Consider the following 24876-nt stretch of genomic DNA (forward strand, 5'->3'; position numbering starts at 1 on the left):
GGCCCACGCCAAGTCCAGAACCAAGGTTTAGTGCTTTAGTCTCCGATTCCTTGGTCTAATGCGTTCAAAACATGCGAGGAATTACGTATTCGTCAGCTCAGCAGACCAAGTACGATGCCCTGAACAAGGAAGACGCCGAGCCAGTGGCCGCCGTCTATCAGAGTGAGGCTCCAGGGTTTCCCCTGAAAGCGATGATTGATGATCTGCGTGGTCATCACGATGCCGACCCAGACCATGAGCGCAGATATGATGCCCGCTCGAACATCGGTTGAGCCGGTGTGATAGACAATGCCGGCAAAAACGAAGGCCATCACGAGCTGACAGACAAAGGTCAGTCCAAGGGTAACGGGATCTGGTTTGGTCTGTGCCTCGGTCAAGCTGGCCGCTTTCATCCATGCCTTGCCGAGCAAGCCATACCAGACAGAGCCGAAGATGAAGGATGCAACTGCCGCTGCCGCAACCGCAACCAGGTTTATGCCGTCGAACATCATTGGCGACCCTCCCTATTTTTCACGACAGCGTGGTCGGTATTGAGGCAAAGATCAAGCGGCAGTTTTCGCTTGAGGGGGTCAGATTTTTGTCCAAACGCGCAAGTGGCCGCAGTCTTCAAATCCGAGCTGACGATAGACCGGCAGGATGGTCTCATCATTCTCGTAGGTGCATACGGATTTATGCGGGAAAGGCGCCAGAAGATCGTGGAGTGCGCTGTAGAGCCAGCTTCGGCGACAGAAAATGTTGGATAATCCGATGACGTCACGCCCCTCCAGTTTCGGCCCGGAGTTGAAAACCGCACCGGCGCGGAAATCTCCGTCTTTCTGGATGGCCGCAAATTCGACCGTTGGAACGTCCATAAGCCTGGCCGGTAACACGTTGTGAAGTGCTTCGTTGCCGTTCCAATTCTGGAGCCATTTTTTGAATGCCTGCAGATGATTGATTTTTAACCAGTCTGAAGACACTGGCGGTTTCCGATTGGTCTGATCGGACCGAAACAGCCAGGTGGCTGAGAAAAGCTTTTGAAATCCAAGTGCGGAAAGATCAAGCGCATCGAAACTGTCCTTGACCGAGGCCCCGGACGGGAGGGACCTTAAAACGCTATAGAGCTCCGCACCCGGTTTCTTTGTAAGTGTCACGACATTCGGATACAGCGGGAGAACTTTATCTTCTGCAGACCAAAAACCCGTTTGAAAACGGGAGTTGGCGCCAGCGGCCTTCAGAACCGAGTCGCACCAGAGCGCATTGTTGTGTGCGCAGGTGCTTTGTCTGACGGAATCCATGAAAACGTTGCCTTGGATTGAGGGCTGACCCTTATGCGTTCAGGCCTCCCTTATCGATGAGAAAACTTACCACTGCGTCAACTCCGTCGCCTGCCTTCATGTTTGCGAATACAAACGGGCGCTGTTTACGCATTCTGGTCGCATCCCGATCCATAACGCCAAGATCAGCGCCGACATGAGGTGCAAGGTCGGTCTTGTTGATAATCAACAAGTCCGAGCGGGTTATTCCGGGTCCGCCCTTGCGAGGGATTTCCTCACCTGCCGCCACGTCGATGAGATACAGCGTCAGATCTGCAAGCTCCGGCGAAAACGTGGCTGCGAGATTGTCACCGCCCGATTCGATCAGGATCAGGTCAAGATCCGGGATCGATCGGGTAAGGTCGTGGACGGCAGCCAGATTGATCGAGGCATCTTCCCGGATTGCAGTGTGCGGGCACCCGCCGGTTTCAACCCCGCGAATGCGGTCGCTGGTCAAGGCCTGACTGCGCATCAGTGCCTCGGCATCTTCACTTGTGTAAATGTCATTGGTGATGACAGCGACTGAAAAGTCATCGCGCATGGCTTTGCAAAGGCGGTCGGTCAGGGTGGTCTTGCCAGCACCGACCGGGCCGCCGATGCCAACGCGCAAAGGACCATTTTGGGATGTCATGAACGAAACAACCTCGAATATTGAGTTTCATGTGCCATGGAGGCGATATCTGCCAGAAACGTGGAGGATCCGATGTCTTCCAGGCTTGCTTGCTTAGCCACTGCCGCGACCTCGAATATGATCGGCTCGAGCGATGCCAGGACGGTTTGTCCGTTGCTTTGACCGAGTGGTACCGCGCGTATGGCAGCTGAGACAATATTGCCCGCAAAAGCATGAAGATACGCAACCAGAGCGGCGTCCTCGGGAATTTCATGAGCGGCTGCGACGAGACCCAGCGCAACCGGATAAGGCCAGCCTTGACCTGTGTCTTCGGCCCGGCGTCTGAAAAGATCGGCGGCCGGCGAGCTGCTGTCAGGGCGCCAACTTTGTCTGACAGCCGCCAAGAACGCCGTCCCTTGCGCGCTGGTTTCCAGATGGCGTTCCTTGGAGGGCTGCAACGCAAGAGCAAGCTCTTGCAGTTCGGCCACGGAGCCCTCATCGCCTCTAGTGGTCGCGTCATAGCTTGCTTTCAACAAGATCGCATCGCTGCGCCCGGCCCCATGCCGCAAGATATCCTCGAGCCAACGGGAAAGGTCCTCGGCAGTTTTGACCGTCCCGTCTTCAATCGCCTGTTCAAGGCCGTGGCTATAGGTGAATGCGCCGACCGGAAAGCTCGGAGACAGAAAGGCCAACAAGCGGTAGAGCGCCGGAAGCGTGACGGCTTCAGTCATGAGCGTGTTCGTGGGCATGATGGTGGTGGCCGTGACCGGGCCCGTGATCATGGCTATGGGTCCGCCCATGGCCGTAGGCTCCGCCTTCCGGATCAAAGGGTGCTGTTACGGGGGTCAGCTTGCCACCAAGTTTTAGGACCATGTTTTCGATCACATGATCCCGCCGAATCCTGAGGCGATCGTCCAGGAGTTGGGTCGGAAGGTGACGGTTGCCGAGGTGCCACGCAATCTTGACAAGATGTGCGGCGTTCGCCGCCTCGATTTCCACCAGGTCTTCGGGTTCTGCCAAGACCTCTACGAAGCGGCCATCTTCGAGTTCCAGTCCGTCTCCGTGACGAAGGTGTATGGCTGTCGGTTCGTCCAGAAGAACAGTCAAACCCTGGTCGCACGTCAGAACGGCTCGGCGGCGATGTCGATCTTCTCTGTCGAGCGTTACCTGATCTGTGGCCTTACCCTGCCAGTTACCATGCGAATGAATTTGGGCGATCCGGATCATTGTGCGGCGTCTACCTTTGCCTTCATAGCTTTGAAACCCGGCCGTGACCGCAAGAGCTTGAAATAGTCGAAGACCGGTCCCTCCATTGGCAGGTCGAAATTGGCCGATATGGCCCAGCCTGAACAATGTCCGATGATGATGTCGGCGATTGTGAAAGTCTCGCCCATCGCATATGGCCCATCAGCCAGCATAATCTCAAAGGTTTCCAAACCTTGCCTGAATTCGAATTTGCAGACGGGCTTGATCTGCGGAACGCGAATGTCTTCAGGCAAGATGAAGGAGTTTTTCGCCGCCGTCCAAAGCGCGCCTTCCAAAACATCGACGGCGAACTGCGTGAAACCATCCTGCCTGGCGCGTTGCAGCGTGCCGGCTGGAAAGGTGAACCGGCCATGCTTGTCGGCCAGATAGGTGCAGATCGCAATTGAATCCGTGATGACAGCCTCGCCATCGATCAAGACCGGCACCTTGCCGCTGACATTGACTTCTCGTACCGGCTCAGATTGCGGCAGTGCCGGATCAATCTCGTATGGTTCACCCAGTTCTTCCAGCAGCCACATGACGCGCATAGCGCGTGTGCGAGGAAACCCGATGATTTTGTACATTCTCGTTTCAACTCCCGAGTTCAGCGCTGCTCGACAATCCGCTTCGAGAGGGCTGCCGATAAGGCAATTGGGCCTGCTCAGAGGTCCAGGGCTCTGCCTGATATTGAACTATCATGTGTAAAACGCTCATAGCACATGCCATCGGGCACAATTGACAAGCCTGCGGACGGGACGGCCATTTCAAACACTCTTTCTGCGTCTTCTGCATAGAAATCGAAGTGGAAATTTCCGTATTTGCAAAGCGTTGCAACTGTTGAAGACCCCTTGGCGGAGACAAAAGTATAGGGTGCGGACGCGTTGCATCGTGCAATCCAGAAGAGATCACCAATGATTGCCTCAAGTCCTTGTCTGTCGACAACCAGGCCATCCGGTGCTGTTGCTGTGAGCCCGAACTCGGCCAACTTCTTTTGCGCAGCTCGAACAGGCGGATGATCATTGTCCTGAGACAGTATGGATCTCCGACAATCGGAAATGATCGCAAATTCCGACCAATCCAACTCTCTCGCCAGCAAAGAGCAGGACTTTCCAATCTGCTTTGTGAAATCCACAAACGATGCTGCGCTTTTGTCCACAATCAACGTGGTCAACGGGGACGACAGGGGAATGTCGTCCCTGAAAGAGTCCTTCAGATTGGCAAGTTCCTCCTCGGCCTCGAGATTGAGTTCGCATGCCTTGCTTTCGCTCAGCACTGTTGGCTCCTCATCATCAATCTCCAGAAACACTTCTTCACCTGCCTCAAATGTCAATTCTTCCAGGCGGTAGGTCTCGTGCTGCCAGTTCTTCAAAGCAATCGCAAGGGTTGGATAGTCTTCAAAAATCCGGGGTCGTGACGTTGGCAGGAGTTTCATGACGCTTGCCGATTTGAGACTAGAACAGGAAGTACCGCTGAGCCATCGGCAGGACCTCCGCCGGCTCACAGGTGAGCAGCTCACCGTCTGCGCGCACCTCGTAGGTTTCCGGATGCACTTCAACTTCCGGCGTTGCATCGTTGAGCACCATGGATTTCTTTGAAATGCCGCCTCTGGTGTTCTTTACCGGTAAGACCAAGCTTGAGAGATCAGCCTTGTCCTTGACGCCGTTTTCATAGGCCGCCTGAGAGACGAAAGTCACCCGGCTTTCGGTCATGGCTTTGCCAAAGGCGCCGAACATCGGTCTGTAGTGAACCGGTTGAGGTGTTGGAATCGATGCGTTCGGATCACCCATGGGTGCTGCGGCGATGGTGCCGAGTTTCAATACCATGTCAGGCTTCACCCCGAAGAACTTCGGATCCCACAGAACGAGATCGGCGAGTTTTCCGACTTCGACAGAGCCGACATGTTCGTCAAGACCGTGCGCAACTGCCGGGTTGATTGTGATCTTGGCCATGTAACGCTTGACGCGGAAGTTGTCGTTTTCCCCGATCTCATTTGAAAGACGTCCGCGTTGCACCTTCATCTTGTGAGCTGTCTGCAGGGTGCGGATAATCACCTCGCCGACCCGGCCCATGGCCTGGCTGTCGGATGCGATGATCGAAAACGCACCCATGTCGTGAAGGATGTCTTCCGCGGCGATCGTTTCCTTGCGGATTCTGCTTTCTGCAAAGGCAACGTCTTCCGGAATGGAGTTGTCTAGATGGTGACAGACCATCAGCATGTCGAGATGCTCTTCCAGCGTATTGACCGTGTAAGGCCGCGTGGGGTTGGTGGACGAGGGCAGAACATTTGTTTCGCCGCAGACTTTGATGATGTCGGGCGCGTGGCCGCCTCCGGCCCCTTCAGTATGAAAAGCGTGAATGGTCCTGTTCTTGAAGGCGGCGGTTGTGTTTTCGACAAAGCCGCTTTCGTTCAAAGTGTCGGTGTGGATCATCACCTGGACATCGTATTCGTCAGCAACCGAAAGACAGGTATCGATGGCCGCCGGAGTTGTTCCCCAATCCTCATGTAATTTCAGCGCAGAAGCACCTGCCAGGATCTGTTCCTCCAGCGCTGCAGGCAAGGAGGCATTGCCTTTGCCTGCAAATGCCAGGTTCATTGGAAAGCTGTCTGCCGATTGCAGCATGCGGGTGATGTGCCAAGGGCCGGGTGTGCATGTTGTGGCATTGGTTCCCGTCGCCGGCCCGGTTCCGCCACCAAGCATGGTTGTGACGCCGGACATCAGCGCCTCGTCAATCTGCTGCGGACAAATGAAGTGAATATGGACGTCGAGCGCACCCGCTGTCAGGATCTTGCCCTCACCGGCAATGGCCTCCGTACCGGGACCAACGACAATGTCGACATCAGGCTGTACATCCGGATTGCCTGCCTTGCCAATGCCGACAATCCGTCCGTCTCTCAGGCCGACATCTGCTTTCACGATGCCCCAGTGATCAACAATCAGGGCGTTTGTGATTACCGTGTCGACGGCCCCGGCACTGCGGGGCGCCTGCGATTGTCCCATGCCATCGCGAATGACTTTGCCACCACCGAATTTCACCTCTTCACCATAGGTGGTGAAGTCTTTTTCAACCTCGATTACCAGATCCGTATCGGCAAGGCGAAGCCTGTCACCGGTGGTTGGTCCGAACATGTCCGCATAGGCGGCGCGGGGCATTTTGTAAGCCATTGTGTCTCCAATCGGCGATCAGAAATCGTGTCGTTTAATTGCCGTAGTCATCTAGTGTTGCAGTCAGATCTTCCGTTCGCGTCATCGTCAGAACGATCTTGCAATTTCGGTAAAGTTCCTGCCCGCGCGTCCCGCCCATAAACGGAAAGGCGTAAGCCTTGCAGTCCTTGTCGGCATAGTCCGACCATGCTGCCTGCGCTTCCTCCAGTGCTGCGGGGCTGCCTTTCAGGTGCTCGGGCAGTGCGTCATCCATTTCGACCACTTTTGCGTGGAGTTTGACGTATGCAGCCGCCATTTTTGCCTCTGCGTCTTTCAAAGCCTTTTCTGCGCAATAGGTTCGCTCGTCGTTGTTCAATGGATATCCGCAATCGATGTTCTCTTGCGCCAGCACTGCAGGAGCATTGGTTGAGGCCAAGCAGATGATGCCCAGCATCAGGAACAAGAAGCACGAAACACGGGTCAATTTCCCAGTCCTTCCGTCAATTCCTCAAGTTCCTTGGTCCGTTGCTCGGTCAACTGCGCGCGACAGCCATAGACCAGCATTGGCTCCATTGTTCCGCCTCTTGCCTGAAACCCATAGGCGTCACACGCCTTGTCTCGGTATGGAATCCAGGCACGTTGGGCCTCGCGAAGGGTTTCTGCCGCCCCCCGCTGATCTTCGGGCAGAAACTCATCTGTTTCGCGCATTTTCGCCATCGCTGCTTTATAGGCGGCGTTCAGTTCCTCATCTGCCTGTTGCCAATCAAGATTGGCGCAAGTGGTCATTTCCAGTTGAGTCATGGCATTGCTGCAGTCGACCTTTTCTTCTGCCAGCGCTGGCGAGACAAGCACCGCCGCCAGTATCAATCCCCATAACACCCCAAACATGCATGTCTCCCGGCGTTAAAGCTCGCCCATGACCTTCTGATTGAAGCCGTAGACGGTTCTCGCGCCGCGGTAAGCGACCAGCGTGACCGTTCTGGTCTGGCCCGGCTCAAAGCGCACAGCAGTGCCGGCCGGAATATCAAGGCGCATGCCGCGTGCCTTTTCACGGTCGAATGAAAGGCCTTCATTTGTTTCATAAAAATGATAGTGGCTGCCAACCTGAACAGGCCGGTCGCCGGTATTGGAAACTTCCAGTGTCGCCGTCTCCAGACCGGCATTGAGTTCTATCTCGCCTTCGGCGGGAAAAAGTTCTCCGGGGATCATGTCTTTGTCCTCAAATCGGGTCAGCGGATGGGTTCGTGAACGGTGACAAGCTTCGTACCGTCGGGAAATGTGGCTTCCACCTGCACATCATGGATCATCTCGGCGACGCCATCCATGACCTGCTCGCGCGTTAAGACCGTGGCTCCCGCCGCCATCAGGTCAGCCACAGAGCGGCCATCTCGGGCGCCTTCAACGACGAAGTCGGTGATCAGTGCAATCGCTTCCGGGTGATTCAGCTTCACGCCACGCTCCAGACGGCGGCGCGCGACCATGGCTGCCATTGAGATCAGCAACTTGTCTTTTTCGCGGGGCGTCAGGTTCATGAAGAAGGCTCCTTATTGTCAACAATGCCAAACCCGCGGCAAAGGTGCCGAGCGGTATCCGGTTAAAAAACTCACTAAGGCGGTGCGCAGATCCTGTCCGCTCACCGCCGTCAATCGTGCGACCAATTGGCCGTTCCAAGCGCTGGCTGCTGCCCGGACACGGTCAGAAGGCAAAGCTCCAATCAAGGACCTTGCAAGGTTCAGATGATCTTCTGCCTGTGGTGAGCAGTCCAAAAGAGTTGCAACGCACAGATTTCCAGATGTTGTTGCCGGTCCGGCCAAGAATACTTCCGGGTCTCCCTCCAGGCGCACGTCATCGGCGAAAACCAGCCTGCCGCTCCGCCGAATACGCCAGCTGTCCCTGAAGAACACGGATCTGACTTTCTCACCCATTGCCTTGCGCCCGAGTATGACCGATTCCAACATGAGCAAACCGGCATCTTCCGCCAGATCAGCTTCGATCGTGCGGCTAAGGTTTGACGCGTCAAAGAGGATCGTTTCCTGCGGCAGCCATTCGAGTTTTGCACCTGCGCCGACTTGGAACTTTGCGGTCACTTTTGCTGGACCCGTCTGGCTTCGGTAGGCGCGTTCGGCTGCCTGGCTGGTCACAATCGCGTGTGCGCCTACTGCAAGATGGAATTCAAGAGACAGCCGATCGCCTCCTGTCAGACCACCGGCGGTGTTGATGAGGACGGCTGTTGTCGGTTCATCGTAAACCTTTGGCAATCGGATCTTCGCCGCGCCACTTTGATAAAGGTTGGCGAGACGGGTCGAGCCCTCAGACAAGCGGAAACCGGCGCGTGCGTGACCATTCACGCGTTGCAATTCGCGCGCGGACGCAGTCGATTGTGATGCTACGCCAGCATCATACATGAAGTTGCGTGCCTCCCCGGAATCCCGGTTTTTTTGTTGTTTGACGTCTGATCGCCACCTTGTTCCCAGCTTCTTCCGGGATGCAATAGGCAAGATGCCCTTGGTAATCTTAGCAAGAGCCGGGCCAAAGTTGTTGGGCTCTTGCCGTGATGTTCTGCAAGGGACAATCGCCCAATCGTTTCAAAGGTTAGGGCGATTTTACCAGTTACGATGCCTAAAAAAACGGCAATTGATAAAAGTTTTGGCGCGGGACGGTTGCACGGAAGGGGTTGCCCTTAGGGACATGTTCCGGTTTTTTAGAGTTCAACAGTCGTTAGGCTATGCACCTTAGACTGAGATTGCAGTTTGTGCGTTTCCCTGTTTTACAGGATGACATGCGAGGGATCCCCGTGATTGCAAGCCTGGCCGGCCGCCTGACATCCGCGGTTGTAATGTTTGCCGTATTGTTTTTTTGCCTGGTTCCTGATGAGGCCAGGGCCGATATCGGTGCGTTCATTCTCGTCGACGCAAAATCGGGTGCGGTGATCGACCAGAAAAACGCAACGCGCAAGTGGTACCCTGCGTCCTTGACGAAAATGATGACGGCGTATGTCACCTTCAAAGCGATCCGTGAAGGCCGTGCGACCCTGAACTCCGCCGTGGTTCAATCGAAAAATTCCATATCTGAGCCACCCAGCAAGATGGGTTTCAAGGTCGGAACGCGTTTCACAGTCGATACAGCGCTCAAGATCATTCTTATCAAGTCGGCAAACGATGTTGCCGTGGCGCTGGGCGAGGCAATCTCGGGTTCCGAAGCAGCCTTCATTGCGGCCATGAATGCTGAAGCCAGGCGCTTGGGCATGACGAACACCCGTTTCACCAATCCTCACGGTTTGCCGGATAACGGTCAGGTGACGACTGCGCGAGACATGGCGATCCTGGCAATGGCGCTTCGAAGGGACTTCCCGGAATCACGGGATTTCTACAAATATCCCGGAATTCGTTTTGGCAAAAAGACGCTTCGCTCGGCAAATCGGGAGTTCCTGCTGCGTGTTCCCGGAGCAAACGGCATGAAGACGGGATACATCTGCAATTCGGGTTACAATGTTGCAGCAAGCGTCTCCCGCAAGGGCCGGACATTGATTGCGATTATTCTTGGGGCTGGTTCAGGTCTTGAGCGAACAGCATTCGCCCGGCAGCTTTTTGACAATGGGTTTCGCAAGCGCGGTGGCCAGAATGTCAGCACCCTAACGGGGTCATCCGGAAACCCACCTGCAAACGGGTACTGCCGGCGAAACAAAAGCCCGGGACCGAACGGGTACATGGCCCGTTTCGATATGCAGAACGAGAAACGGGGTGGTTTTCTTTTCTTCAAGGCCGACAAGACCAAAGAAAAGAACGCCGATGCCAGTGGCTATACCAAATCAAATGGCAAGCCTGACTGGGCGAAGATACTTGACCGGACGCTCGGTCCACGACGTCTTGCTTACAAACCCTTGCAGGTAAGCCTTGGCAATCCGAGTGGGCGGCCAGCAGCCGGCGCATCAACTTCAGCGCTTGAGGTCCTGGCGCCTGCTGAGAACATTCCGCTGCCCGTTGCCAATCCGATGCGCCGTGCCGAGATGCAAATCCGTGCCAAACTTCAGCAGACTGCCGAGGCAAGTGCCGTGGGTGCAATTCCGCAAACAGAGCAAGTCGCTGGCGGAGATTCCTCTCCGGCCGCACCCGGGTCAATCTTCCGCAAAGGCCTCGATTTTTCCGTTCCGGTACCGACTCCCAGCCCTCGCAGACAATAACAGATCGGTAGATAGCTGAGCTAAGCCTTTGTAAGGATGCGCAGAAAAGTCGGTTAACCCTTTATTTACGCTACTCCTTAACAGTGTAGTAAGCATTCTCTTGGGTGGGCACTTGCCCGCCTGAGTGAGGCAATGACACGTCAGGTCATCCGGGCATAGAACATGCCGAAACTAAAGAAGCGAGTGATCGCATGATGATTGAACCGAGATCCACTGCCACAATCAAGGCGCTCGCCAGCCTCGCTGAACTTTCCGCCAACCAGTTGGAAGAAGGGGTTTCGGTTGAGGAAGTCATCGCAACATTGCGGAAGGCCGCGGAAGCGGTGCGTATTGTTGTCGATGCAGATGAGCAAGATCAGGCAGACTTTGACAATGAGGATCTCGCTCAGGATCTGACTCCAATGGATCTTTCAGCCGGCGAGAATGGCGTGGACGCGGACAAAGAAGCTGAAACGGCTGAAGCCGAAGAGCCCGTCCTGAACGCCGGGTAACTCTCGCCGAGTGTCGGCAAACATCCAAACACCTTTGACCTACTCCTGAAAAGAATGCTAGCGGTGCCGCATGAATTGCACCCTGCCCGGCAGTTCTACGATCAGGAGACTTCGACCTCATGACTTCTGCCAAAGAAGCAACGGACCAGCCTGCGCAAAAGGGGCCCAAGCCCCCTATCCCGCTTTCCGTCCTGACCGGCTTCCTCGGTTCGGGAAAGACCACTTTGCTGAACCAGATTCTAAATGACCCGGCCATGGCCGACACAGCGGTTATCATCAATGAATTTGGCGAGATCGGTCTTGACCATCTGTTTGTTGACCAGGCTGGAGAGGGAATTATCGAACTTTCGTCCGGTTGCCTTTGCTGCACGATCCGAGGCGATCTGGTTTCAACTCTGGAAAACCTGTTGCGCCATCTCGACAATGGCCGTACGGAGCGCTTGAGGCGGGTGGTAATCGAGACCACTGGTCTTGCCGACCCAGCGCCGATCCTGCACACCGTGATGCTTCATCCCTATCTGGTCATGCGCTATCGGCTGGACAGTGTTATCACGCTCATCGACGCTGTGAACGGCTTGTCGACCCTTGAAAACCACGAAGAAGCCCGCAAACAGGCTGCGGTTGCGGACCGCCTGGTCTTTACGAAGAAAGATCTGATCGAATCGGAAGCGGAACAAGCGGAATTCGAACAGCTTTTGCGGCAAATCGAAACGCTGAACCCCGGTGCAAAGCGACTGGATGCGCAGTCTGGTGAGGCGACGCCGACCACCTTGTTCAATGCTGGCCTTTACGATCCTGACAGCAAGATACCGGATGTGGCGGCCTGGCTGAATGCAGAGGCTTATGAAGGCTCCGGGCATGACCACGATCATCACGATCACGCGCATCATCATGGCCACAGCCATGGACATAGTCACAACCACGGTCATAGTCATAGTCATGGTGAAGGTCATGGCCACGACCACGACCATCCGCATGACGTAAATCGGCACAGCGAATCCATCCGCGCATTTACTTTGGCTACCGACAGGCCTGTGCCGGCTTCTGCTCTCGAAATGTTCTTGGATTTGCTGCGCTCTGCACATGGGCCGAAGCTCCTGCGGGTTAAGGGCATTGTGCAACTGGCGGAAGATCCCGGGCGGCCGGTTGTCATCCATGGCGTTCAGCATGTCTTTCACCCGCCCGCCACGCTTGAGGCCTGGCCGGATGAAGACCATAGAACTCGGATGGTCTTTATCACCAAGGATCTGCCTGAAGGTTTCGTACGCAAGATGTTTGAAGCGTTTTCTGGTGCTTTGCTTCCGGATACCCCGGATCACCAGGCTTTGAGCGAAAACCCGCTTGCGGTATCGGGTTTCACAAGCCCTGTCCGGTGATTAGTGCGGCGAAGGCGTCTGCGTCGCATCGCAAATTGTTGCCGAAATCGATCAATCTTTCTTTCGGAGCCGGATCAGACCTTCCTGTGCCGTTGAAGCGATCAAGACCCCCTCTTTCGTGTAGAGCGAACCGCGGTTCATGCCACGCGAGCCTGATGAAGACGTGCTGTCGGTGGCATAGAGCAGCCAGTCATCCGCGCGGAATGGACGATGGAACCACATGGCGTGATCAAGGCTCGCCGCCTGAATCTTTGGGCTGAAGACCGACGTACCGTGTGGAAAGAGGGATGTGTCCAACAGGGTCATGTCAGATGCGTATGCAAGAACGCACTGATGAATGCGCTCGTCATCCGGCAGCTGTCCGGTGGCCCGCACCCAGACATATTGTTTGGGCGGCAGCGGTTTCTTGCTGAAATAGTGGGTCATGTCGACCGGGCGCATCTCGATCGGTCGCTCCCGTTCCCAATACCGACGGATGTTTTCAGGCGCCAGTGACAGGAACTTTTCCTTAAGTTCCTGCTCGCTCGGCAAGGCGTCCGGTGTTGGCACGTCCGGCATGTCGCTTTGGTGATCCAATCCCTCCTCGCGCACCTGAAAGGAAGCTGCCATTGAAAAGATCGCTTCGCCATGCTGAATGGCGACCACACGCCGTGTGGTGAAACTACCGCCGTCTCGAATTCTGTCGACTTCGTAAATTATGGGGACTTCCGGGTCACCAGGACGCAGAAAATATCCATGCAGGGAATGAACATGCCGGTCTTCAACAACAGTTCTCGACGCGGCGACCAAGGCCTGGCCGATGACCTGACCGCCAAAAACCCGTTGCCAGCCAACCTGGGGACTGCGACCACGGAACAGATTGCGTTCGAGCGGTTCTAGGTCGAGTATTTGCAAAAGGTTGTCAATGGCCGTGTTCATCGGCGCGATCCTTGTTACATAATGTGCCGAAAAGGTGGGCCTGAAAGTGGCCTCGGCGAGTTTTCGGGCCCAGTCTTGGACGGGGCCTGACGTTAAAGTCAAGATGTCCTTAGGGAAACCGGGGCGGGGAGTAATTGAATGGCGAAACGTAAAAGCGCTGCCGATATGTTCGATGTTGTTATTGCGGGCGGCGGGTATGTCGGCCTGTCCCTGGCCGTTGCGCTCAAGCAAGGCGACGAAAGCATCAGTTGCGCCATTGTTGATCCCAAACCCATGGATCAGCTGCACAATGACCCACGTGCCTCGGCAATAGCTGCTGCTGCGTCCCGAATGCTGACGCAGCTCGGTGTTTGGCCTAAAATCGAAGCCGAATCGCAACCAATCAACGAAATGATCGTCACAGACAGCAAGTTACGCGATGCTGTGCGACCCGTCTTTCTGACCTTCGACGGCGAAGCGACAGAAGGCGAACCCTTTGCTCACATGATGCCCAACGGCGTGATGATGCCCGCGCTCTACAAGGCTGCTAAAAAACTCGGTGTGAAATTCTTTGCGCCAGGAACAGCAGACACTTTCCGGACACATCCGGATCAGGTTGAACTTGAGCTGGCGGACGGCACGGTTTTGAAAAGCCGGCTTCTCGTTGCCGCCGATGGCGTTCGCTCCAAGCTTCGCGACCTTGCAGGTATCCGAACGGTCAACTGGGATTACGGGCAATCGGGTATTGTCACGACCGTAAAGCATGAGCGACCTCACAACGGCCGGGCTGAAGAACACTTTCTTCCCGCTGGCCCCTTCGCCATCCTTCCGCTTCCCGGGAACAGATCATCGCTTGTCTGGACCGAAAAAACTTCTGATGCCGACAGACTTGTGCGATCTGATGAGTTTACCTTCGAACTCGAACTTGAGCGCCGTTTCGGACATCACCTTGGCACGCTCGAGGTTGATGGCCCGCGGCGCGCCTATCCACTTGGACTGAAACTGGCCCGCGACTTCGTCAATCCGCGATTTGCGCTGATTGGGGACGCCGCACATGGCATACACCCGATCGCGGGACAAGGTCTGAACCTTGGGTTCAAGGATGTTGCCGCGCTCGCGGAAGTGGTTGTCGATGCGCGCCGTCTTGGGCAGGATCCCGGGGGGCTCGATATTCTTGAGCGTTATCAGCGCTGGCGCCGTTTCGACACATTTCAGATGGGCGTCGTGACCGACGTGCTTAACCGGCTGTTTTCGAACGATAATGACGTCCTGCGGGCGTTCCGGGATTTCGGACTCGGCCTTGTGGATCGCATGCCGGGCATCAAGACACAGTTTATCAAGGAAGCTGCCGGGTTTGCGGGACCCGTTCCCAAATTGCTTTCCGGGGAGCCAATCTGATAGGACATTGCCAGGTAAGGTCTGCTGGGCGCCGGATTTTTATTTGAATGATTGACTATCCAGAGAGTTTCCCGAGGCATCGGTCGATCCTAATAACCGGATGCTCTTCCGGTATCGGCGCTGTGTCGGCCCATATTCTGCGTGGGCGGAACTGGCGCGTCTTTGCTACAGCTCGGCGTCAGGAGGATGTCGACCGGTTGGCCGAAGAAGGGTTTGAAGCCCTGCAGCTAGATTACGAAGACCCCAACAGCATCGAGACGGCAGCCAACAGCGTTCTTCAACTGACTGACCATAAACTGGATGCCGTATTCAACAACGGTGCCTACGCTGTGCCCGGCGCACTTGAGGATATCCCGACGGAGGCGATGAGAGCGCTGTTCGAGGCCAATTTCATAGGTTGGCACGATCTGACACGGCGTTTGATTCCTGCGATGCGCGCAAATAGTGGCGGGCGTATCGTGCAGTGTTCTTCGGTGCTTGGTTTCGTTGCCTTGAAGTATCGCGGCGCTTATACGGCGAGCAAATTTGCCTTGGAAGCCTATACAGACACGTTGCGGCAGGAACTAAAGGGAACGGGTATTCATGTGAGCCTGATAGAGCCGGGCCCAATCGGCACTAGATTTACGGAAAATGCCCTTGAAAATTTCGATCGTTGGATCGGAGAAACTGGTCTCAAGGCCTCTGTACATCGTAAGACCTACGAGAAACGCCGGGTACGTATGGAAGCAGGTGAGCCGGGACCCTTCAAACTGCCGCCTGAGGCGGTGGTGAAGAAACTTATTCATGCGGTAGAGGCCAACCGGCCCAAAGCGCGGTATCATGTCACGGTACCGACAAAAGTTATGGCAGCGGCAAAACGTGTTTTGCCCACAAGTCTGCTGGACCGGTTCTGCATTCGGGCTGCTGATAGTGAAGAATAGTGCGCGACATGGGATCCGGAGTTGCCGGGTCATCGCGCTGAAAGAGGACTAACAAGATGGCTGGTGTCATTAATGCACTCATTCCCGTTGGCATGGCGGCCGTAGCCCTGGTTCTGTTTGCCGGTCTTTGGAACATGTTTCGAAACGGTCCTGGTAACCGTTCGCAGATGCTGATGCGCTGGCGTGTCGGTTTGCAGTTTCTGGTGATTGTCCTGGTGATGGGTGGGCTCTATTTCTTCGGGTCCGGTCGCTAGAAACGACTGCAGGAGCAACATCCAAGGGCATTCAAAATGGTTGTTTTAAACAAGATCTATACAAAAACAGGTGACGACGGTACGACGGCTCTTGGGTCTGGCGAGCGCCGGCCGAAAAACGATCTGCGGATCGAGTCATACGGAACGGTAGATGAAACCAATGCTGTCGTTGGCCTGATCCGGCTGCATACCGGCGATGGTGCTTCAGAGGTCGATATCGTTCTTGGCCGTATCCAGAACGACCTGTTTGATTTGGGTGCGGATTTGGCTACTCCCGAAACCGATCAGGATCTTGGATATGAGCCTTTGCGGATCAGCGACGCGCAAGTGAAGGCCCTCGAGGACGCGATTGATGGGCTGAACAAAGACCTGTCTCCGCTCCGCTCTTTCGTGCTCCCTGGCGGAAGTTCGGCGTCGGCGCATCTTCATCTTGCCCGTACGGTTTCACGTCGCGCGGAACGTTTAATGGTCGAACTTTCAGGCGTGGAGAAGATCAACCCAGCGGCAGTCAGATACATGAACCGTCTTTCTGACTATTTTTTCGTGGCGTCGCGTTACCTGAACGACAAAGGAGAACAGGATGTTCTCTGGGTTCCGGGTCAAAACCGTTAAACGACCAAGACGCACAGAACGAAAGGCATTGGGGCATGTTCATTCCGGTCTACGATCACAACCGGCGGGTTCATGTTCCAATCCCTTACGTCAATCTCACGCTCATTGCTTTCAACGTTCTAATTTTTGTCTTTTTTCAAGGTGCCGGCGCCCAAGAAGCGGTTGCAGCCGCGTCTTATTCGCTCGGATTGATCCCGGTGGTGCTTTTCGACATCCGTGAACTTGCGCCGCAGCTGCAGCTGTTGCCGGAATGGACGTCTATTGTGACATACGCCTTCCTGCATGGTGGCTTTATGCACCTGATCGGAAACATGCTGTTTCTATGGGTATTCGGTGACAATGTCGAAGATGCCATGGGCCATTTTCGATACTTGCTGTTTTATCTGATCTGCGCAGCGTTTTCGGGTTTTCTCTATGCAGCGCTGGACGTTAACTCCGAGGTGCCACTTATCGGGGCGTCAGGTGCGGTGTCAGGAGTTGTGGCTGCCTATCTGATGCTTCATCCAAGGGTCAAGGTGTGGGTGCTAGTGCTCGGCCGCATCCCCTTGCGACTGTCCGCAATGTGGTTGCTCGGAGCCTGGGTGCTTTATCAGTTTTACAATGTGTTCGCAGCGGCCGAGAGCGAGGTTGCCTGGATTGCGCATGTCGGTGGCTTGATCGCCGGCGCCGTCCTCGTGCTGTTTTTCCGTCGCAAGGGGGTCAAGCTTTTTGACCAGGCCATGTCGTGAAGTGATCGCTTTAGGTTGATTGCCAGACAGCGTCCGATGAACGGCAGGCAACGCCGTCACGATCGATGGATTCTCCCGACGCCAGGCGGATACTTTCCTTGTACGAGCGGCAATAGGTTCCGTCGGTCGTCTTCCAGGTCTTCAACGGAGTTGCCGACCCGCGCGCACCGCTTTGCGGGTTTTGCCAGCTCTGTGATTTTCCAGACAGAGAGCTTTCCAGAACCACTTGCAGGTTCTGCTGAGCGAGGGATCGGTCAGACGACTGCAGACCGATAGCTGATGTTGTCACGTCAGGAGTATTGGATACGGACCCAGAATTGCAGCCCGCTGCTGAAAGTAACAAGCAAAAAAAGACAGGCCCCTTCGTGTGGAGCCCCGCGTTCAAAATTTTCAAAGCCGATCCTGCCTCTTGGATCTACTGCCAACCGTTTTGTATCGCTTCGCGCTCTTCCCGCTCCGACAGCGACCCACCGGACTGTTCGCTGTTGCCATTGAAACGTTCATCACGAAACACGCGATTAAGCAGACCTCCAGATCCTGGCTTTTGTGAGGCAGAGTTGCGGGAATCCGAATTCCCGCTATTGCCTGAGTTTCCGCCCCTATCGTCCGAGCGGTCGCTTCCGCCGCCACTGCCGCTGCTCTTACTACTGCCGCTATTGCCGCCGCCACCTTTGTCATCGCGATCACCACCACGATCACTCTTGTCGCTACGACTACCCTTGTCGTCACCTGACTTGGCGAAGGCGGCATTGGTATCTTTGACGTCGAATAGAGGGTTGAAAAAGGCGACGGAGAAGACCAGTACCGAGGCCGCAATGCCTGGAAGCACGCGGAACATCGCAGAGAGGCGATCTGGCAATGTTTTCTGGCGGGTCTGGTTCATGAGTTCAGGTTTCTATGCGGTTCTCTTGCGCGGGCATTTTTGAGAGCGATTCCGCGCCTTTTGATCCATAACACGTGAGTGTTCTTCTTTCTTCCCGAAGAATGTCCAAAAAAAGTCGGGATCGAAAGTTTTCATCACGTGTTGTAACCCCGAGAGCGGTTTTGCGGAGAACTTCTTGCCAGAAGACAATATGAAGACGGAGATGATCCGTCTGCTCCCCAAGCTGAGGAGTTTTGCATTGCGGCTGTGCCGGAACCCGGATCAGGCAGACGATCTGGTGCAGACAACGTGTGAGCGCGCAATACGGTCACTGGACCAGTTTGACCCTGCAACCCGCCTGGACAGTTGGATGTTCCGGATCCTGCAGAATCACTATTTCAACTCCGTGAGGGATTCTGCGAACCGGGCCAGGTTATTCGATCTGGCGATGCTTGACTTTGAAGAGAGCTACGACGGCGCGAAGGCGGCCGCCAGTAGCCTTGAATTGCAGAAGGTAAGGGACTTTATCGGCAGATTGGATGAAGACAATCGAGAAGTGCTTTTGAAGATCGCCGTTGAAGGCCAGAGTTACAAAGACGTTGCGGCAGAGCTTGGTGTTCCAATCGGGACGGTTACCAGCCGGCTTGCGCGAGCGAGATTGAAATTGCGAGAATGGCTGGAAACGGACGATACCGCTCCAGAAGTTCCCATACAAAGCATGCCAGGAGGTGTGTTGTGACACTTGAAGAAAAGCGTGAGCAGATCGCCCTCGTTGAGAAAATTGGCAAGATCCTCGATCGAGAAATTGGCGACCAAGACCGAGCCGAATTGCTTTCCGATATTCGGCAGTCGCCCAAGGGCAACGAATTGCTTCGTCTGATGTCTCAAGACGATTTCGTGTTGCAAAGCGCAATGCCCGCGGCGATCCCGGATGAAAGCATGGACCGTTTTCAGGGCCTGATTGACCGGGAGTTTGAAAAGCGAGGTGTTGGCTCCACACCGCGCAGGTTCCCTGCCTGGACGGGGTCGCTTGTCCAGGTTGCTGCGGCGCTGATACTCGTTGCCGGGACTTTCGCCTTCACGACTTTCTGGATGCAGTCCCGCATGGATGATGCCGTTTCGTCTCTCGCTGCGCATATGGAAACCGAACGGATGCTGCTTGCACAATCCGTTCAGGAGGCCCTGGAAACCAAGGTCAGCGGTGAACCGGTCTTTGTTGGACAGGAAGGCAATTGGAGTGAGGTTCTGACGCCGATCAAGACATATCGAAGCAAAAGTGGGCACTGGTGCCGGCAGTATATTCGAGAAACAACCTTTGGCGGTCTCGACCTATCCATCCGTGGAACCGCGTGCCGGGATGTGAATGGAACCTGGACAACGGTATTTGCCGAGCCGATTTCAGATAATTTTTCACCGAGTTCTTCAGGGATCTGATTTTCTGAACGAAAATCCAAAACTGCCGACGAGCGGCAACCGTGTTTCAATCGTCACCAACAACGTGTTCGCCAGGTGATGTTTGGTGTTTATGGTAGGGTTTCCCTACCGTTTCGCACCGCCGAACTATCATCTTTGCGACGCGTGTTTTTCTATGCCCGGCAATTTCCCCTTTTAGACCAAATAGCGCAATTGACAGCTGCCTCGCTGGTCAGTACCGTCCCCCGCCATGCGCCACGATTGGCTTGTTTCCGCCGTTTGTGACCTAGCGTCACCGGAGTGGACGAGCCTGCAAAATGCGGTGCGGTGAAAGCCGGCCCAGCAAGAGGTTGAGACCAAATGAAAATCCTCGTACCCGTTAAGCGGGTCATCGACTACAACGTTAAAGTCCGCGTCAAGCCGGATGGTTCGGGCGTCGATCTTGCAAACGTCAAGATGTCCATGAACCCGTTTGACGAAATATCTGTCGAAGAGGCTCTTCGTCTGAAGGAAGCCGGAAAGGCCAGCGAAGTTGTTGTCGTTTCAGTCGGGCCACAGCAAGCAACCGAAACCTTGCGTACCGGCCTGGCGATGGGTGCAGACCGGGGAATTCTGGTCAAGACCGACGAGACGACCGAGCCGCTGGCAGTTGCCAAAATTCTCAAGGGTATTGTTGAAGCCGAAGACCCTGGGCTTGTGATCCTCGGCAAACAGGCCATTGACGACGATTGCAATCAGACCGGCCAGATGCTCGCAGCACTTCTGGGCTGGAGCCAGGGCACTTTTGCCTCTGAGCTTGATCTCGGCGATGGCACGGTTGACGTAACCCGTGAAGTCGACGGGGGTCTGCAGACCGTCAAGTTGAAGTTGCCGGCTATCGTGACAACCGATCTGCGTTTGAACGAGCCACGCTATGCGTCGCTGCCGAACATCATGAAGGCAAAGAAAAAGCCGATCGATGAAAAGTCACCCGATGACTACGGCGTTGACGTAACGCCGCGCCTGAGCGTGGTTTCAACTACGGAACCCGACGCCCGTGAAGCTGGCATCAAGGTCGGTTCCATTGGCGAGCTCGTCGAAAAACTCAAGAATGAAGCTGGTGTCCTTTAAGGCCCGTCACAGGAGGAAAGAACAATGACAACACTTCTTGTGGCAGAACATGCCGGTGGTGCCTTGAATGATGCAACCGCAAAGGCCCTTACAGCCGCCGTTGCCCTTGGTGCAGATGTACACATTCTGGTTGCCGGCAAGGGCGTTCAGTCCGTGGCAGAGGAAGCGGCCAAACTGACCGGCGCTGCAAAGGTACTGGTTGCAGAGAGTGATGCGCTCGAGCACCAGCTGGCTGAACCGACCGCGGACCTGATCGTTGGTCTTGCGAGTGATTATGATGCCATCGTTGCACCGGCGACTGCCAACGGCAAAAACACATTGCCGCGTGTCGCCGCCCTTCTGGACGTGATGCAGATTTCAGATATCACCGCGGTTGTCGATGCAGAGACTTTCGAGCGTCCGATTTATGCAGGCAATGCCATTCAGACGGTCAAGTCAGGTGACCCCAAAAAGGTAATCACCGTCAGAACATCGACTTTTGCCGCGGCTGAAGCGGGTGGTTCGGCAGCGATTGAAACCGTCGCCGGCGCTGACGGTTCGGGACTTTCGGAATTTATCGGGGAAGAGCTTTCCAAATCCGATCGTCCAGAACTGACTTCTGCCAAAATCATCATTTCCGGCGGCCGTGCCCTCGGATCTGAGGAAAAATTCCAGGAAGTCATCATGCCGGTTGCCGATGCGCTTGGTGCAGCGGTTGGAGCGTCGCGCGCCGCAGTCGATGCGGGTTATGCCCCGAACGACTGGCAGGTTGGCCAGACCGGTAAGGTCGTCGCTCCGGACCTCTATATTGCCTGCGGAATTTCCGGTGCCATCCAACACCTTGCAGGCATGAAGGACTCCAAGGTGATCGTAGCAATCAACAAGGATGAAGAGGCTCCGATATTCCAGGTTGCCGACTATGGCCTGGTTGCCGATCTGTTCGATGTGCTGCCTGAACTTGAGGCTGCCGTTAAGTAAGACCTGCGGCAAATTGAACACGGACCCCGGGGCGAATGAAGGTTTTCGCTCCGGGGTTCTTGCTGTTCGGCGCAAGACTTGCCAAAAATAGCCGCAACCCGGCCTTTGAAGGCATGCACTTAACGATCGGATTTTCAGGATGGTAGTCGAGATTAAGAAAGTCGGCGTGATCGGCTCAGGTCAGATGGGCAGCGGCATTGCGCATGTCTGCTCACTTGCAGGCTTTGACGTCGGTTTGAGCGACATTTCCATGGAGCGGATCGAGTCCGGACTGGCATCGATCAACGGCAATCTGGCGCGTCAGGTTTCCAAGTCCCTGATTACCGAAGAAGAGCGCAACGCCGCACTCAACCGGATCAAGGCGGTAGAAGACCTCGATCTTCTTGCTGATGCGGATCTGGTGATCGAATCTGCGGTTGAAAACGAGCAGATCAAACGGAAAATCTTTTCCCAGCTCTGCCCAATCCTGAAACCAGAAGCCATTCTGGCAACCAATACATCGTCTATTTCCATTACCCGTCTTGCGGCAACGACAGATCGCCCGGAGCGCTTTATCGGGATTCATTTCATGAATCCGGTTCCACTGATGGAGTTGGTGGAGCTGGTTCGCGGTATCGCTACCGAAGACGAGACCTTTGAAGCGTCAAAAGCCTTTTGTGTTCGACTGGGCAAACAGATTGCGGTCGCCGAGGATTTTCCTGCCTTCATGGTCAACCGCATTTTGCTGCCGATGATCAACGAAGCGATCTACACACTCTATGAAGGTGTCGGATCGGTCGAATCGATCGACAAGGCCATGCGCCTGGGTGCCAATCACCCGATGGGACCGTTGCAGTTGGCGGATTTCATTGGCCTCGACACCTGTCTCTCCATCATGCAGGTGCTTTATGAAGGCCTCGCCGACACCAAATACCGGCCTTGTCCGCTCTTGGTGAAATATGTCGAGGCGGGTTGGCTGGGACGCAAGACCCAGCGCGGTTTTTATGACTACCGCGGCGAGATACCTGTGCCGACCCGCTAAGCGGCTCTGATGAACCTTGCCCGTTATTGCCTGACCAATGCCGAGCCGGCGCCGGACAAGACGGCGCTGGAAATTGTGGGTGCCGGTGGCGGCCTCGAGGAGGCTTGGACATATGGAAAGCTCACTTCAAGTGTGCTTTCCGTGGCTGCCGGGTTGAAAAACACCGGTTTGAAAGCTGGAGACCGAGTCCTGCTTCGAATTGGGCACTCGGTCGATTTTCCGCTGGTTTTCTTCGGAGCAATCGCAGGCGGTTTTGTTCCGGTTCCAACCTCGGCACAGCTCGCGGCCCGTGAAACGTCTTCCATTTTGTCCGATAGCGGTGCGCGCCTGCTGGTGCACGACGGCAAGACTGAAATTCCGGACAATGTCGCGGTTCTTTCGCTTGGGCCTCAAGGAATTGACTTTCTGAAACAATATGCGCCGGGAACATTTGCGGAAACGGCTGCCGACGATCCGGCATTTCTGATCTACACATCAGGAACCAGTGGGATGCCGAAAGGCGTGCTGCATGCTCAAAGAGCCGCTTTTGCTCGGCGGCCAATGTATCAGGGATGGTACGGAATATCGTCTTCGGACAGGCTTTTGCATGCCGGTGCCTTCAATTGGACCTATACGCTGGGCGCAGGATTGATGGATCCTTGGGCAAACGGGGCGACCAGTATTGTTTACGATGGCCCACGTGATCCAGACATTTGGCCCGGCGTTATCGAAGGTAGCGACGCATCATTGTTTGCTGCGGTGCCAAGTCTTTATCGGCGCATTCTGAAATACGGCAAGATCACAAGTGACTCGTTTCCCAGTCTACGGCATGGGCTAACGGCCGGAGAGGCACTGCCAGCACGTCTTTATAACGACTGGAAAGTCAGCACTGGTCGCGAGCTTTATGAAGCTCTCGGGATGAGCGAGATTTCGACCTATCTCTCAAACGGACCGACGGTGCCGGTTAGACCCGGCTCGCCGGGTAAGCCTCAAGAAGGGCGCAAAGTGTCGATCCTGAGCGAGACATCGAACGCGTCGCTCTTTGCCGAAGCGAATGAACCGGGCTTGCTCGCAATTCATTCTTCAGAACCAGGTTTGATGCTTGGTTACTGGAATGCGCCTGAAGAAACCGAAGCTGCATTCCGCGGCGAATGGTTCCTGACAGGTGATAGGGCTCGCAGGGACGAAGACGGTTATTTCTGGTACGAGGGCCGAGCAGACGACTTGATGAATGCGTTCGGCTACAGAGTCGCGCCGGAGGAAGTCGAGCGGGTCCTGGCAACTGACCCTCAGGTCTCGGAAGTCGCTGTTACGGCTGTGTCTGTCCGGGATGGCGTCAGCTTGATCACGGCCTTTGTTGTGCCGCGTGATGCTGACACTTTTGATTTGGAGCGCCTTGCTTCGCGTGCAACCAAGGATCTTGCAGACTACAAGCAGCCCAAGTCTTATCGGCTCGTTGAACAACTGCCGCGTACGGCGTCCGGGAAGATACGCCGGCAAGCCCTGATCAGCATGAAACCGTCCAGTTCCTAAATCTTGAGTGTTTTAAGTAAGGCTTTGTTAACGCTTGTTTAAGGGCGGTTTGCTAGTGTGCTCGTCGTTCTAGGAGTGAATGATGGACAGCGTTGGTATCGCCAGCACATTTGTTGCTCAAAGTCAGGCACAGACATCTCAGGCGCTACAGTCGGAGATGCTGAAAATGTCGGTGCAGCAGGATGCCAATCTGGTTGCCTTGCTGCAAGAAGGTGCCGAGAATCTGCAATCAGCTCAGGCGGCACCCGCACCAGGACTTGGAAGCCAGGTCGACGTCACGGTCTGATCCATACCCGTACTGTTCGGGCAATTCCCTAAAGTTACTGTATAGAGCTATCCTGTCGACCGGGTGAAACAGGCTCGCGTGCTCTGATCTGTCGGGCAGATCTGGGTGCTCTCGCCAGATACTGCATCTTAAAACATTCATTGATTCATTTGCTTGCACGAACTTAGCTACAATTTTATGTAATATTTATGCTTACCTTGAGTAATTAAATAAGCAGTAATGTAGATTAATCTCTCTGTTTACACTCGAATTCATGTCCTCCTGTAATACTTGACTGGTGAAATCGTATCCATAAGTTGGGAAAACGATGCCTGAAGCAGTAGGATATGGACAAAACCAGGCCTTCCAGCCTTCTCTGGCCACTCCGCGCGCCGACAAGGTCGCTGAGCAGGTTAAAGCTATGAACGCGCGCCAGTCGGAAGCCGTTGCTGAAACGGTTCAAAGACAAGCCAAGTTCAGTTCAAATCGGACAGAGAATCTGAGCCGACAGGCCGAACAGCTGGAAAAGCGTGCGGAAACGCGCAAGCCGGAAGATGGCCTCGGTAACCGGGTCGACATTTTCGTCTAAT

32 protein-coding genes are annotated in these 24876 nt (G+C 55.1%); 16 read left to right on the plus strand and 16 right to left on the minus strand.

What is annotated here, in order from left to right:
- Nucleotides 1-92: 92 nt before the first annotated feature.
- The 13 genes from K1718_RS02410 to K1718_RS02470 form a co-directional block, all read right to left on the minus strand.
- On the minus strand, nucleotides 93-491 hold the full coding sequence (locus K1718_RS02410) for a DUF1761 domain-containing protein (RefSeq protein WP_152499232.1): 399 nt from the start codon (nucleotides 489-491) through the stop codon (nucleotides 93-95).
- A 78-nt stretch (nucleotides 492-569) separates the two neighbouring features.
- Nucleotides 570-1274 (minus strand): hypothetical protein, encoded by a 705-nt coding sequence (locus K1718_RS02415; RefSeq protein ID WP_265679862.1) that lies wholly within the window; start codon nucleotides 1272-1274, stop codon nucleotides 570-572.
- A 31-nt stretch (nucleotides 1275-1305) separates the two neighbouring features.
- A complete protein-coding gene (ureG, locus tag K1718_RS02420; protein WP_265679861.1) occupies nucleotides 1306-1923 on the minus strand; it encodes an urease accessory protein UreG in 618 nt (205 codons plus the stop codon).
- Nucleotides 1920-2684 (minus strand): urease accessory protein UreF, encoded by a 765-nt coding sequence (locus tag K1718_RS02425; RefSeq protein WP_265682420.1) that lies wholly within the window; start codon nucleotides 2682-2684, stop codon nucleotides 1920-1922. The genes ureG and K1718_RS02425 overlap by 4 nt, the downstream gene beginning before the upstream one ends.
- On the minus strand, nucleotides 2626-3129 hold the full coding sequence (locus tag K1718_RS02430) for an urease accessory protein UreE (RefSeq protein WP_265679860.1): 504 nt from the start codon (nucleotides 3127-3129) through the stop codon (nucleotides 2626-2628). The genes K1718_RS02425 and K1718_RS02430 overlap by 59 nt, the downstream gene beginning before the upstream one ends.
- Entirely contained in the window at nucleotides 3126-3731 is a 606-nt protein-coding gene (locus tag K1718_RS02435) for a glutathione S-transferase family protein (protein WP_152499237.1), read from the minus strand. Before K1718_RS02435 ends, K1718_RS02430 begins: the two co-directional genes overlap by 4 nt.
- 77 nt (nucleotides 3732-3808) lie before the next feature.
- Entirely contained in the window at nucleotides 3809-4579 is a 771-nt protein-coding gene (locus K1718_RS02440) for a hypothetical protein (RefSeq protein ID WP_265679859.1), read from the minus strand.
- Nucleotides 4580-4598: 19 nt separating this feature from the next.
- Nucleotides 4599-6311: an urease subunit alpha gene (gene ureC, locus K1718_RS02445; RefSeq protein ID WP_152499239.1), complete on the minus strand. Its 1713-nt coding sequence runs from the start codon at nucleotides 6309-6311 to the stop codon at nucleotides 4599-4601.
- Nucleotides 6312-6345: 34 nt separating this feature from the next.
- On the minus strand, nucleotides 6346-6774 hold the full coding sequence (locus tag K1718_RS02450) for a lysozyme inhibitor LprI family protein (protein WP_209006778.1): 429 nt from the start codon (nucleotides 6772-6774) through the stop codon (nucleotides 6346-6348).
- Nucleotides 6771-7178, minus strand: a complete 408-nt coding sequence (locus tag K1718_RS02455; RefSeq protein WP_265679858.1) for a lysozyme inhibitor LprI family protein — start codon at nucleotides 7176-7178, stop codon at nucleotides 6771-6773. The genes K1718_RS02450 and K1718_RS02455 overlap by 4 nt, the downstream gene beginning before the upstream one ends.
- Nucleotides 7179-7193: 15 nt before the next feature.
- Nucleotides 7194-7499, minus strand: a complete 306-nt coding sequence (locus tag K1718_RS02460; protein WP_265679857.1) for an urease subunit beta — start codon at nucleotides 7497-7499, stop codon at nucleotides 7194-7196.
- Between the two features lie 20 nt (nucleotides 7500-7519).
- Nucleotides 7520-7822 carry an urease subunit gamma gene (locus K1718_RS02465; protein WP_265679856.1) on the minus strand — a complete coding sequence of 101 codons (303 nt, stop codon included), beginning with the start codon at nucleotides 7820-7822 and terminating at the stop codon, nucleotides 7520-7522.
- Between the two features lie 18 nt (nucleotides 7823-7840).
- Nucleotides 7841-8695: an urease accessory protein UreD gene (locus tag K1718_RS02470; protein WP_265679855.1), complete on the minus strand. Its 855-nt coding sequence runs from the start codon at nucleotides 8693-8695 to the stop codon at nucleotides 7841-7843.
- A gap of 374 nt (nucleotides 8696-9069) precedes the next feature.
- Here K1718_RS02470 and K1718_RS02475 point away from each other — a divergent pair, with 374 nt between their 5' ends.
- The 3 genes from K1718_RS02475 (at nucleotide 9070) to K1718_RS02485 (ending at nucleotide 12337) form a co-directional block, all read left to right on the plus strand.
- On the plus strand, nucleotides 9070-10470 hold the full coding sequence (locus K1718_RS02475; protein ID WP_209006779.1) for a D-alanyl-D-alanine carboxypeptidase family protein: 1401 nt from the start codon (nucleotides 9070-9072) through the stop codon (nucleotides 10468-10470).
- A gap of 191 nt (nucleotides 10471-10661) precedes the next feature.
- Entirely contained in the window at nucleotides 10662-10961 is a 300-nt protein-coding gene (locus K1718_RS02480; RefSeq protein WP_152499244.1) for a hypothetical protein, read from the plus strand.
- A 119-nt stretch (nucleotides 10962-11080) separates the two neighbouring features.
- Nucleotides 11081-12337, plus strand: a complete 1257-nt coding sequence (locus K1718_RS02485; RefSeq protein WP_265679854.1) for a CobW family GTP-binding protein — start codon at nucleotides 11081-11083, stop codon at nucleotides 12335-12337.
- A gap of 51 nt (nucleotides 12338-12388) precedes the next feature.
- Here the strand turns inward: K1718_RS02485 and tesB are convergent, their stop codons facing one another.
- Nucleotides 12389-13255, minus strand: a complete 867-nt coding sequence (tesB, locus tag K1718_RS02490) for an acyl-CoA thioesterase II (RefSeq protein ID WP_152499246.1) — start codon at nucleotides 13253-13255, stop codon at nucleotides 12389-12391.
- Between the two features lie 138 nt (nucleotides 13256-13393).
- Here tesB and K1718_RS02495 point away from each other — a divergent pair, with 138 nt between their 5' ends.
- Genes K1718_RS02495 through K1718_RS02515 form a run of 5 tightly spaced genes read left to right on the plus strand, consistent with a single transcriptional unit; the run spans nucleotide 13394 to nucleotide 17146 of the window.
- Entirely contained in the window at nucleotides 13394-14632 is a 1239-nt protein-coding gene (locus K1718_RS02495) for a ubiquinone biosynthesis hydroxylase (protein WP_265679853.1), read from the plus strand.
- 47 nt (nucleotides 14633-14679) lie between these two features.
- Nucleotides 14680-15552 carry an SDR family oxidoreductase gene (locus K1718_RS02500; RefSeq protein WP_265679852.1) on the plus strand — a complete coding sequence of 291 codons (873 nt, stop codon included), beginning with the start codon at nucleotides 14680-14682 and terminating at the stop codon, nucleotides 15550-15552.
- Between the two features lie 56 nt (nucleotides 15553-15608).
- Nucleotides 15609-15806, plus strand: a complete 198-nt coding sequence (locus tag K1718_RS02505; protein ID WP_152499249.1) for a twin transmembrane helix small protein — start codon at nucleotides 15609-15611, stop codon at nucleotides 15804-15806.
- 36 nt (nucleotides 15807-15842) lie between these two features.
- The gene (locus K1718_RS02510; protein WP_152499250.1) at nucleotides 15843-16418 is read left to right on the plus strand and encodes a cob(I)yrinic acid a,c-diamide adenosyltransferase; all 576 of its coding nucleotides are present in this window, start codon (nucleotides 15843-15845) and stop codon (nucleotides 16416-16418) included.
- 35 nt (nucleotides 16419-16453) lie between these two features.
- Nucleotides 16454-17146 carry a rhomboid family intramembrane serine protease gene (locus K1718_RS02515; protein WP_265679851.1) on the plus strand — a complete coding sequence of 231 codons (693 nt, stop codon included), beginning with the start codon at nucleotides 16454-16456 and terminating at the stop codon, nucleotides 17144-17146.
- A gap of 10 nt (nucleotides 17147-17156) precedes the next feature.
- Here the strand turns inward: K1718_RS02515 and K1718_RS02520 are convergent, their stop codons facing one another.
- Nucleotides 17157-17435, minus strand: coding sequence for an RT0821/Lpp0805 family surface protein (locus tag K1718_RS02520; RefSeq protein WP_209006780.1), 279 nt, complete (start codon nucleotides 17433-17435; stop codon nucleotides 17157-17159).
- Nucleotides 17436-17561: 126 nt separating this feature from the next.
- Nucleotides 17562-18029 (minus strand): hypothetical protein, encoded by a 468-nt coding sequence (locus K1718_RS02525; RefSeq protein ID WP_265679850.1) that lies wholly within the window; start codon nucleotides 18027-18029, stop codon nucleotides 17562-17564.
- A 175-nt stretch (nucleotides 18030-18204) separates the two neighbouring features.
- On the opposite strand from K1718_RS02525, the gene K1718_RS02530 reads away from it, so the two are divergent.
- The 8 genes from K1718_RS02530 to K1718_RS02565 all read left to right on the plus strand — a co-directional run bounded on the left by K1718_RS02530 (nucleotide 18205) and on the right by K1718_RS02565 (nucleotide 24875).
- Nucleotides 18205-18747, plus strand: coding sequence for an RNA polymerase sigma factor (locus K1718_RS02530; protein WP_285806057.1), 543 nt, complete (start codon nucleotides 18205-18207; stop codon nucleotides 18745-18747).
- Nucleotides 18744-19442, plus strand: a complete 699-nt coding sequence (locus K1718_RS02535) for a hypothetical protein (protein WP_265679849.1) — start codon at nucleotides 18744-18746, stop codon at nucleotides 19440-19442. The genes K1718_RS02530 and K1718_RS02535 overlap by 4 nt, the downstream gene beginning before the upstream one ends.
- A gap of 339 nt (nucleotides 19443-19781) precedes the next feature.
- Complete coding sequence (locus tag K1718_RS02540; RefSeq protein WP_265679848.1) at nucleotides 19782-20531, plus strand: electron transfer flavoprotein subunit beta/FixA family protein; 750 nt, start codon at nucleotides 19782-19784, stop codon at nucleotides 20529-20531.
- A gap of 24 nt (nucleotides 20532-20555) precedes the next feature.
- Nucleotides 20556-21488 carry an electron transfer flavoprotein subunit alpha/FixB family protein gene (locus K1718_RS02545; RefSeq protein WP_265679847.1) on the plus strand — a complete coding sequence of 311 codons (933 nt, stop codon included), beginning with the start codon at nucleotides 20556-20558 and terminating at the stop codon, nucleotides 21486-21488.
- A gap of 139 nt (nucleotides 21489-21627) precedes the next feature.
- The gene (locus K1718_RS02550) at nucleotides 21628-22509 is read left to right on the plus strand and encodes a 3-hydroxybutyryl-CoA dehydrogenase (RefSeq protein WP_152499258.1); all 882 of its coding nucleotides are present in this window, start codon (nucleotides 21628-21630) and stop codon (nucleotides 22507-22509) included.
- A 9-nt stretch (nucleotides 22510-22518) separates the two neighbouring features.
- Nucleotides 22519-24021: an acyl-CoA synthetase gene (locus tag K1718_RS02555; protein ID WP_265679846.1), complete on the plus strand. Its 1503-nt coding sequence runs from the start codon at nucleotides 22519-22521 to the stop codon at nucleotides 24019-24021.
- Between the two features lie 79 nt (nucleotides 24022-24100).
- On the plus strand, nucleotides 24101-24307 hold the full coding sequence (locus K1718_RS02560; RefSeq protein WP_152499260.1) for a putative motility protein: 207 nt from the start codon (nucleotides 24101-24103) through the stop codon (nucleotides 24305-24307).
- Nucleotides 24308-24614: 307 nt separating this feature from the next.
- Complete coding sequence (locus tag K1718_RS02565) at nucleotides 24615-24875, plus strand: hypothetical protein (RefSeq protein WP_152499261.1); 261 nt, start codon at nucleotides 24615-24617, stop codon at nucleotides 24873-24875.
- The last annotated feature ends 1 nt before the right edge of the window (nucleotide 24876 follow it).

The sequence above is a fragment of the Roseibium porphyridii genome (assembly GCF_026191725.2).
In the GTDB taxonomy this organism is placed as follows: Bacteria; Pseudomonadota; Alphaproteobacteria; order Rhizobiales; family Stappiaceae; genus Roseibium; species Roseibium porphyridii.

Bases quoted from the DNA above. Each gene is read 5' to 3' on its own strand.
- K1718_RS02500 (WP_265679852.1), top strand. From the start codon at position 14,680: ATGATTGACTATCCAGAGAGTTTCCCGAGGCATCGGTCGATCCTAATA.
- K1718_RS02485 (WP_265679854.1), top strand. From the start codon at position 11,081: ATGACTTCTGCCAAAGAAGCAACGGACCAGCCTGCGCAAAAGGGGCCC.
- K1718_RS02510 (WP_152499250.1), top strand. From the start codon at position 15,843: ATGGTTGTTTTAAACAAGATCTATACAAAAACAGGTGACGACGGTACG.
- K1718_RS02425 (WP_265682420.1), bottom strand. From the start codon at position 2,684: ATGATCACGGGCCCGGTCACGGCCACCACCATCATGCCCACGAACACG.
- ureG (WP_265679861.1), bottom strand. From the start codon at position 1,923: ATGACATCCCAAAATGGTCCTTTGCGCGTTGGCATCGGCGGCCCGGTC.
- K1718_RS02565 (WP_152499261.1), top strand. From the start codon at position 24,615: ATGCCTGAAGCAGTAGGATATGGACAAAACCAGGCCTTCCAGCCTTCT.
- ureC (WP_152499239.1), bottom strand. From the start codon at position 6,311: ATGGCTTACAAAATGCCCCGCGCCGCCTATGCGGACATGTTCGGACCA.
- K1718_RS02505 (WP_152499249.1), top strand. From the start codon at position 15,609: ATGGCTGGTGTCATTAATGCACTCATTCCCGTTGGCATGGCGGCCGTA.
- K1718_RS02525 (WP_265679850.1), bottom strand. From the start codon at position 18,029: ATGAACCAGACCCGCCAGAAAACATTGCCAGATCGCCTCTCTGCGATG.
- K1718_RS02540 (WP_265679848.1), top strand. From the start codon at position 19,782: ATGAAAATCCTCGTACCCGTTAAGCGGGTCATCGACTACAACGTTAAA.
- K1718_RS02455 (WP_265679858.1), bottom strand. From the start codon at position 7,178: ATGTTTGGGGTGTTATGGGGATTGATACTGGCGGCGGTGCTTGTCTCG.
- K1718_RS02410 (WP_152499232.1), bottom strand. From the start codon at position 491: ATGATGTTCGACGGCATAAACCTGGTTGCGGTTGCGGCAGCGGCAGTT.
- tesB (WP_152499246.1), bottom strand. From the start codon at position 13,255: ATGAACACGGCCATTGACAACCTTTTGCAAATACTCGACCTAGAACCG.
- K1718_RS02560 (WP_152499260.1), top strand. From the start codon at position 24,101: ATGATGGACAGCGTTGGTATCGCCAGCACATTTGTTGCTCAAAGTCAG.
- K1718_RS02515 (WP_265679851.1), top strand. From the start codon at position 16,454: ATGTTCATTCCGGTCTACGATCACAACCGGCGGGTTCATGTTCCAATC.
- K1718_RS02430 (WP_265679860.1), bottom strand. From the start codon at position 3,129: ATGATCCGGATCGCCCAAATTCATTCGCATGGTAACTGGCAGGGTAAG.
- K1718_RS02415 (WP_265679862.1), bottom strand. From the start codon at position 1,274: ATGGATTCCGTCAGACAAAGCACCTGCGCACACAACAATGCGCTCTGG.
- K1718_RS02545 (WP_265679847.1), top strand. From the start codon at position 20,556: ATGACAACACTTCTTGTGGCAGAACATGCCGGTGGTGCCTTGAATGAT.
- K1718_RS02435 (WP_152499237.1), bottom strand. From the start codon at position 3,731: ATGTACAAAATCATCGGGTTTCCTCGCACACGCGCTATGCGCGTCATG.
- K1718_RS02480 (WP_152499244.1), top strand. From the start codon at position 10,662: ATGATGATTGAACCGAGATCCACTGCCACAATCAAGGCGCTCGCCAGC.
- K1718_RS02470 (WP_265679855.1), bottom strand. From the start codon at position 8,695: ATGTATGATGCTGGCGTAGCATCACAATCGACTGCGTCCGCGCGCGAA.
- K1718_RS02440 (WP_265679859.1), bottom strand. From the start codon at position 4,579: ATGAAACTCCTGCCAACGTCACGACCCCGGATTTTTGAAGACTATCCA.
- K1718_RS02465 (WP_265679856.1), bottom strand. From the start codon at position 7,822: ATGAACCTGACGCCCCGCGAAAAAGACAAGTTGCTGATCTCAATGGCA.
- K1718_RS02550 (WP_152499258.1), top strand. From the start codon at position 21,628: ATGGTAGTCGAGATTAAGAAAGTCGGCGTGATCGGCTCAGGTCAGATG.
- K1718_RS02495 (WP_265679853.1), top strand. From the start codon at position 13,394: ATGGCGAAACGTAAAAGCGCTGCCGATATGTTCGATGTTGTTATTGCG.
- K1718_RS02555 (WP_265679846.1), top strand. From the start codon at position 22,519: ATGAACCTTGCCCGTTATTGCCTGACCAATGCCGAGCCGGCGCCGGAC.
- K1718_RS02475 (WP_209006779.1), top strand. From the start codon at position 9,070: ATGCGAGGGATCCCCGTGATTGCAAGCCTGGCCGGCCGCCTGACATCC.
- K1718_RS02460 (WP_265679857.1), bottom strand. From the start codon at position 7,499: ATGATCCCCGGAGAACTTTTTCCCGCCGAAGGCGAGATAGAACTCAAT.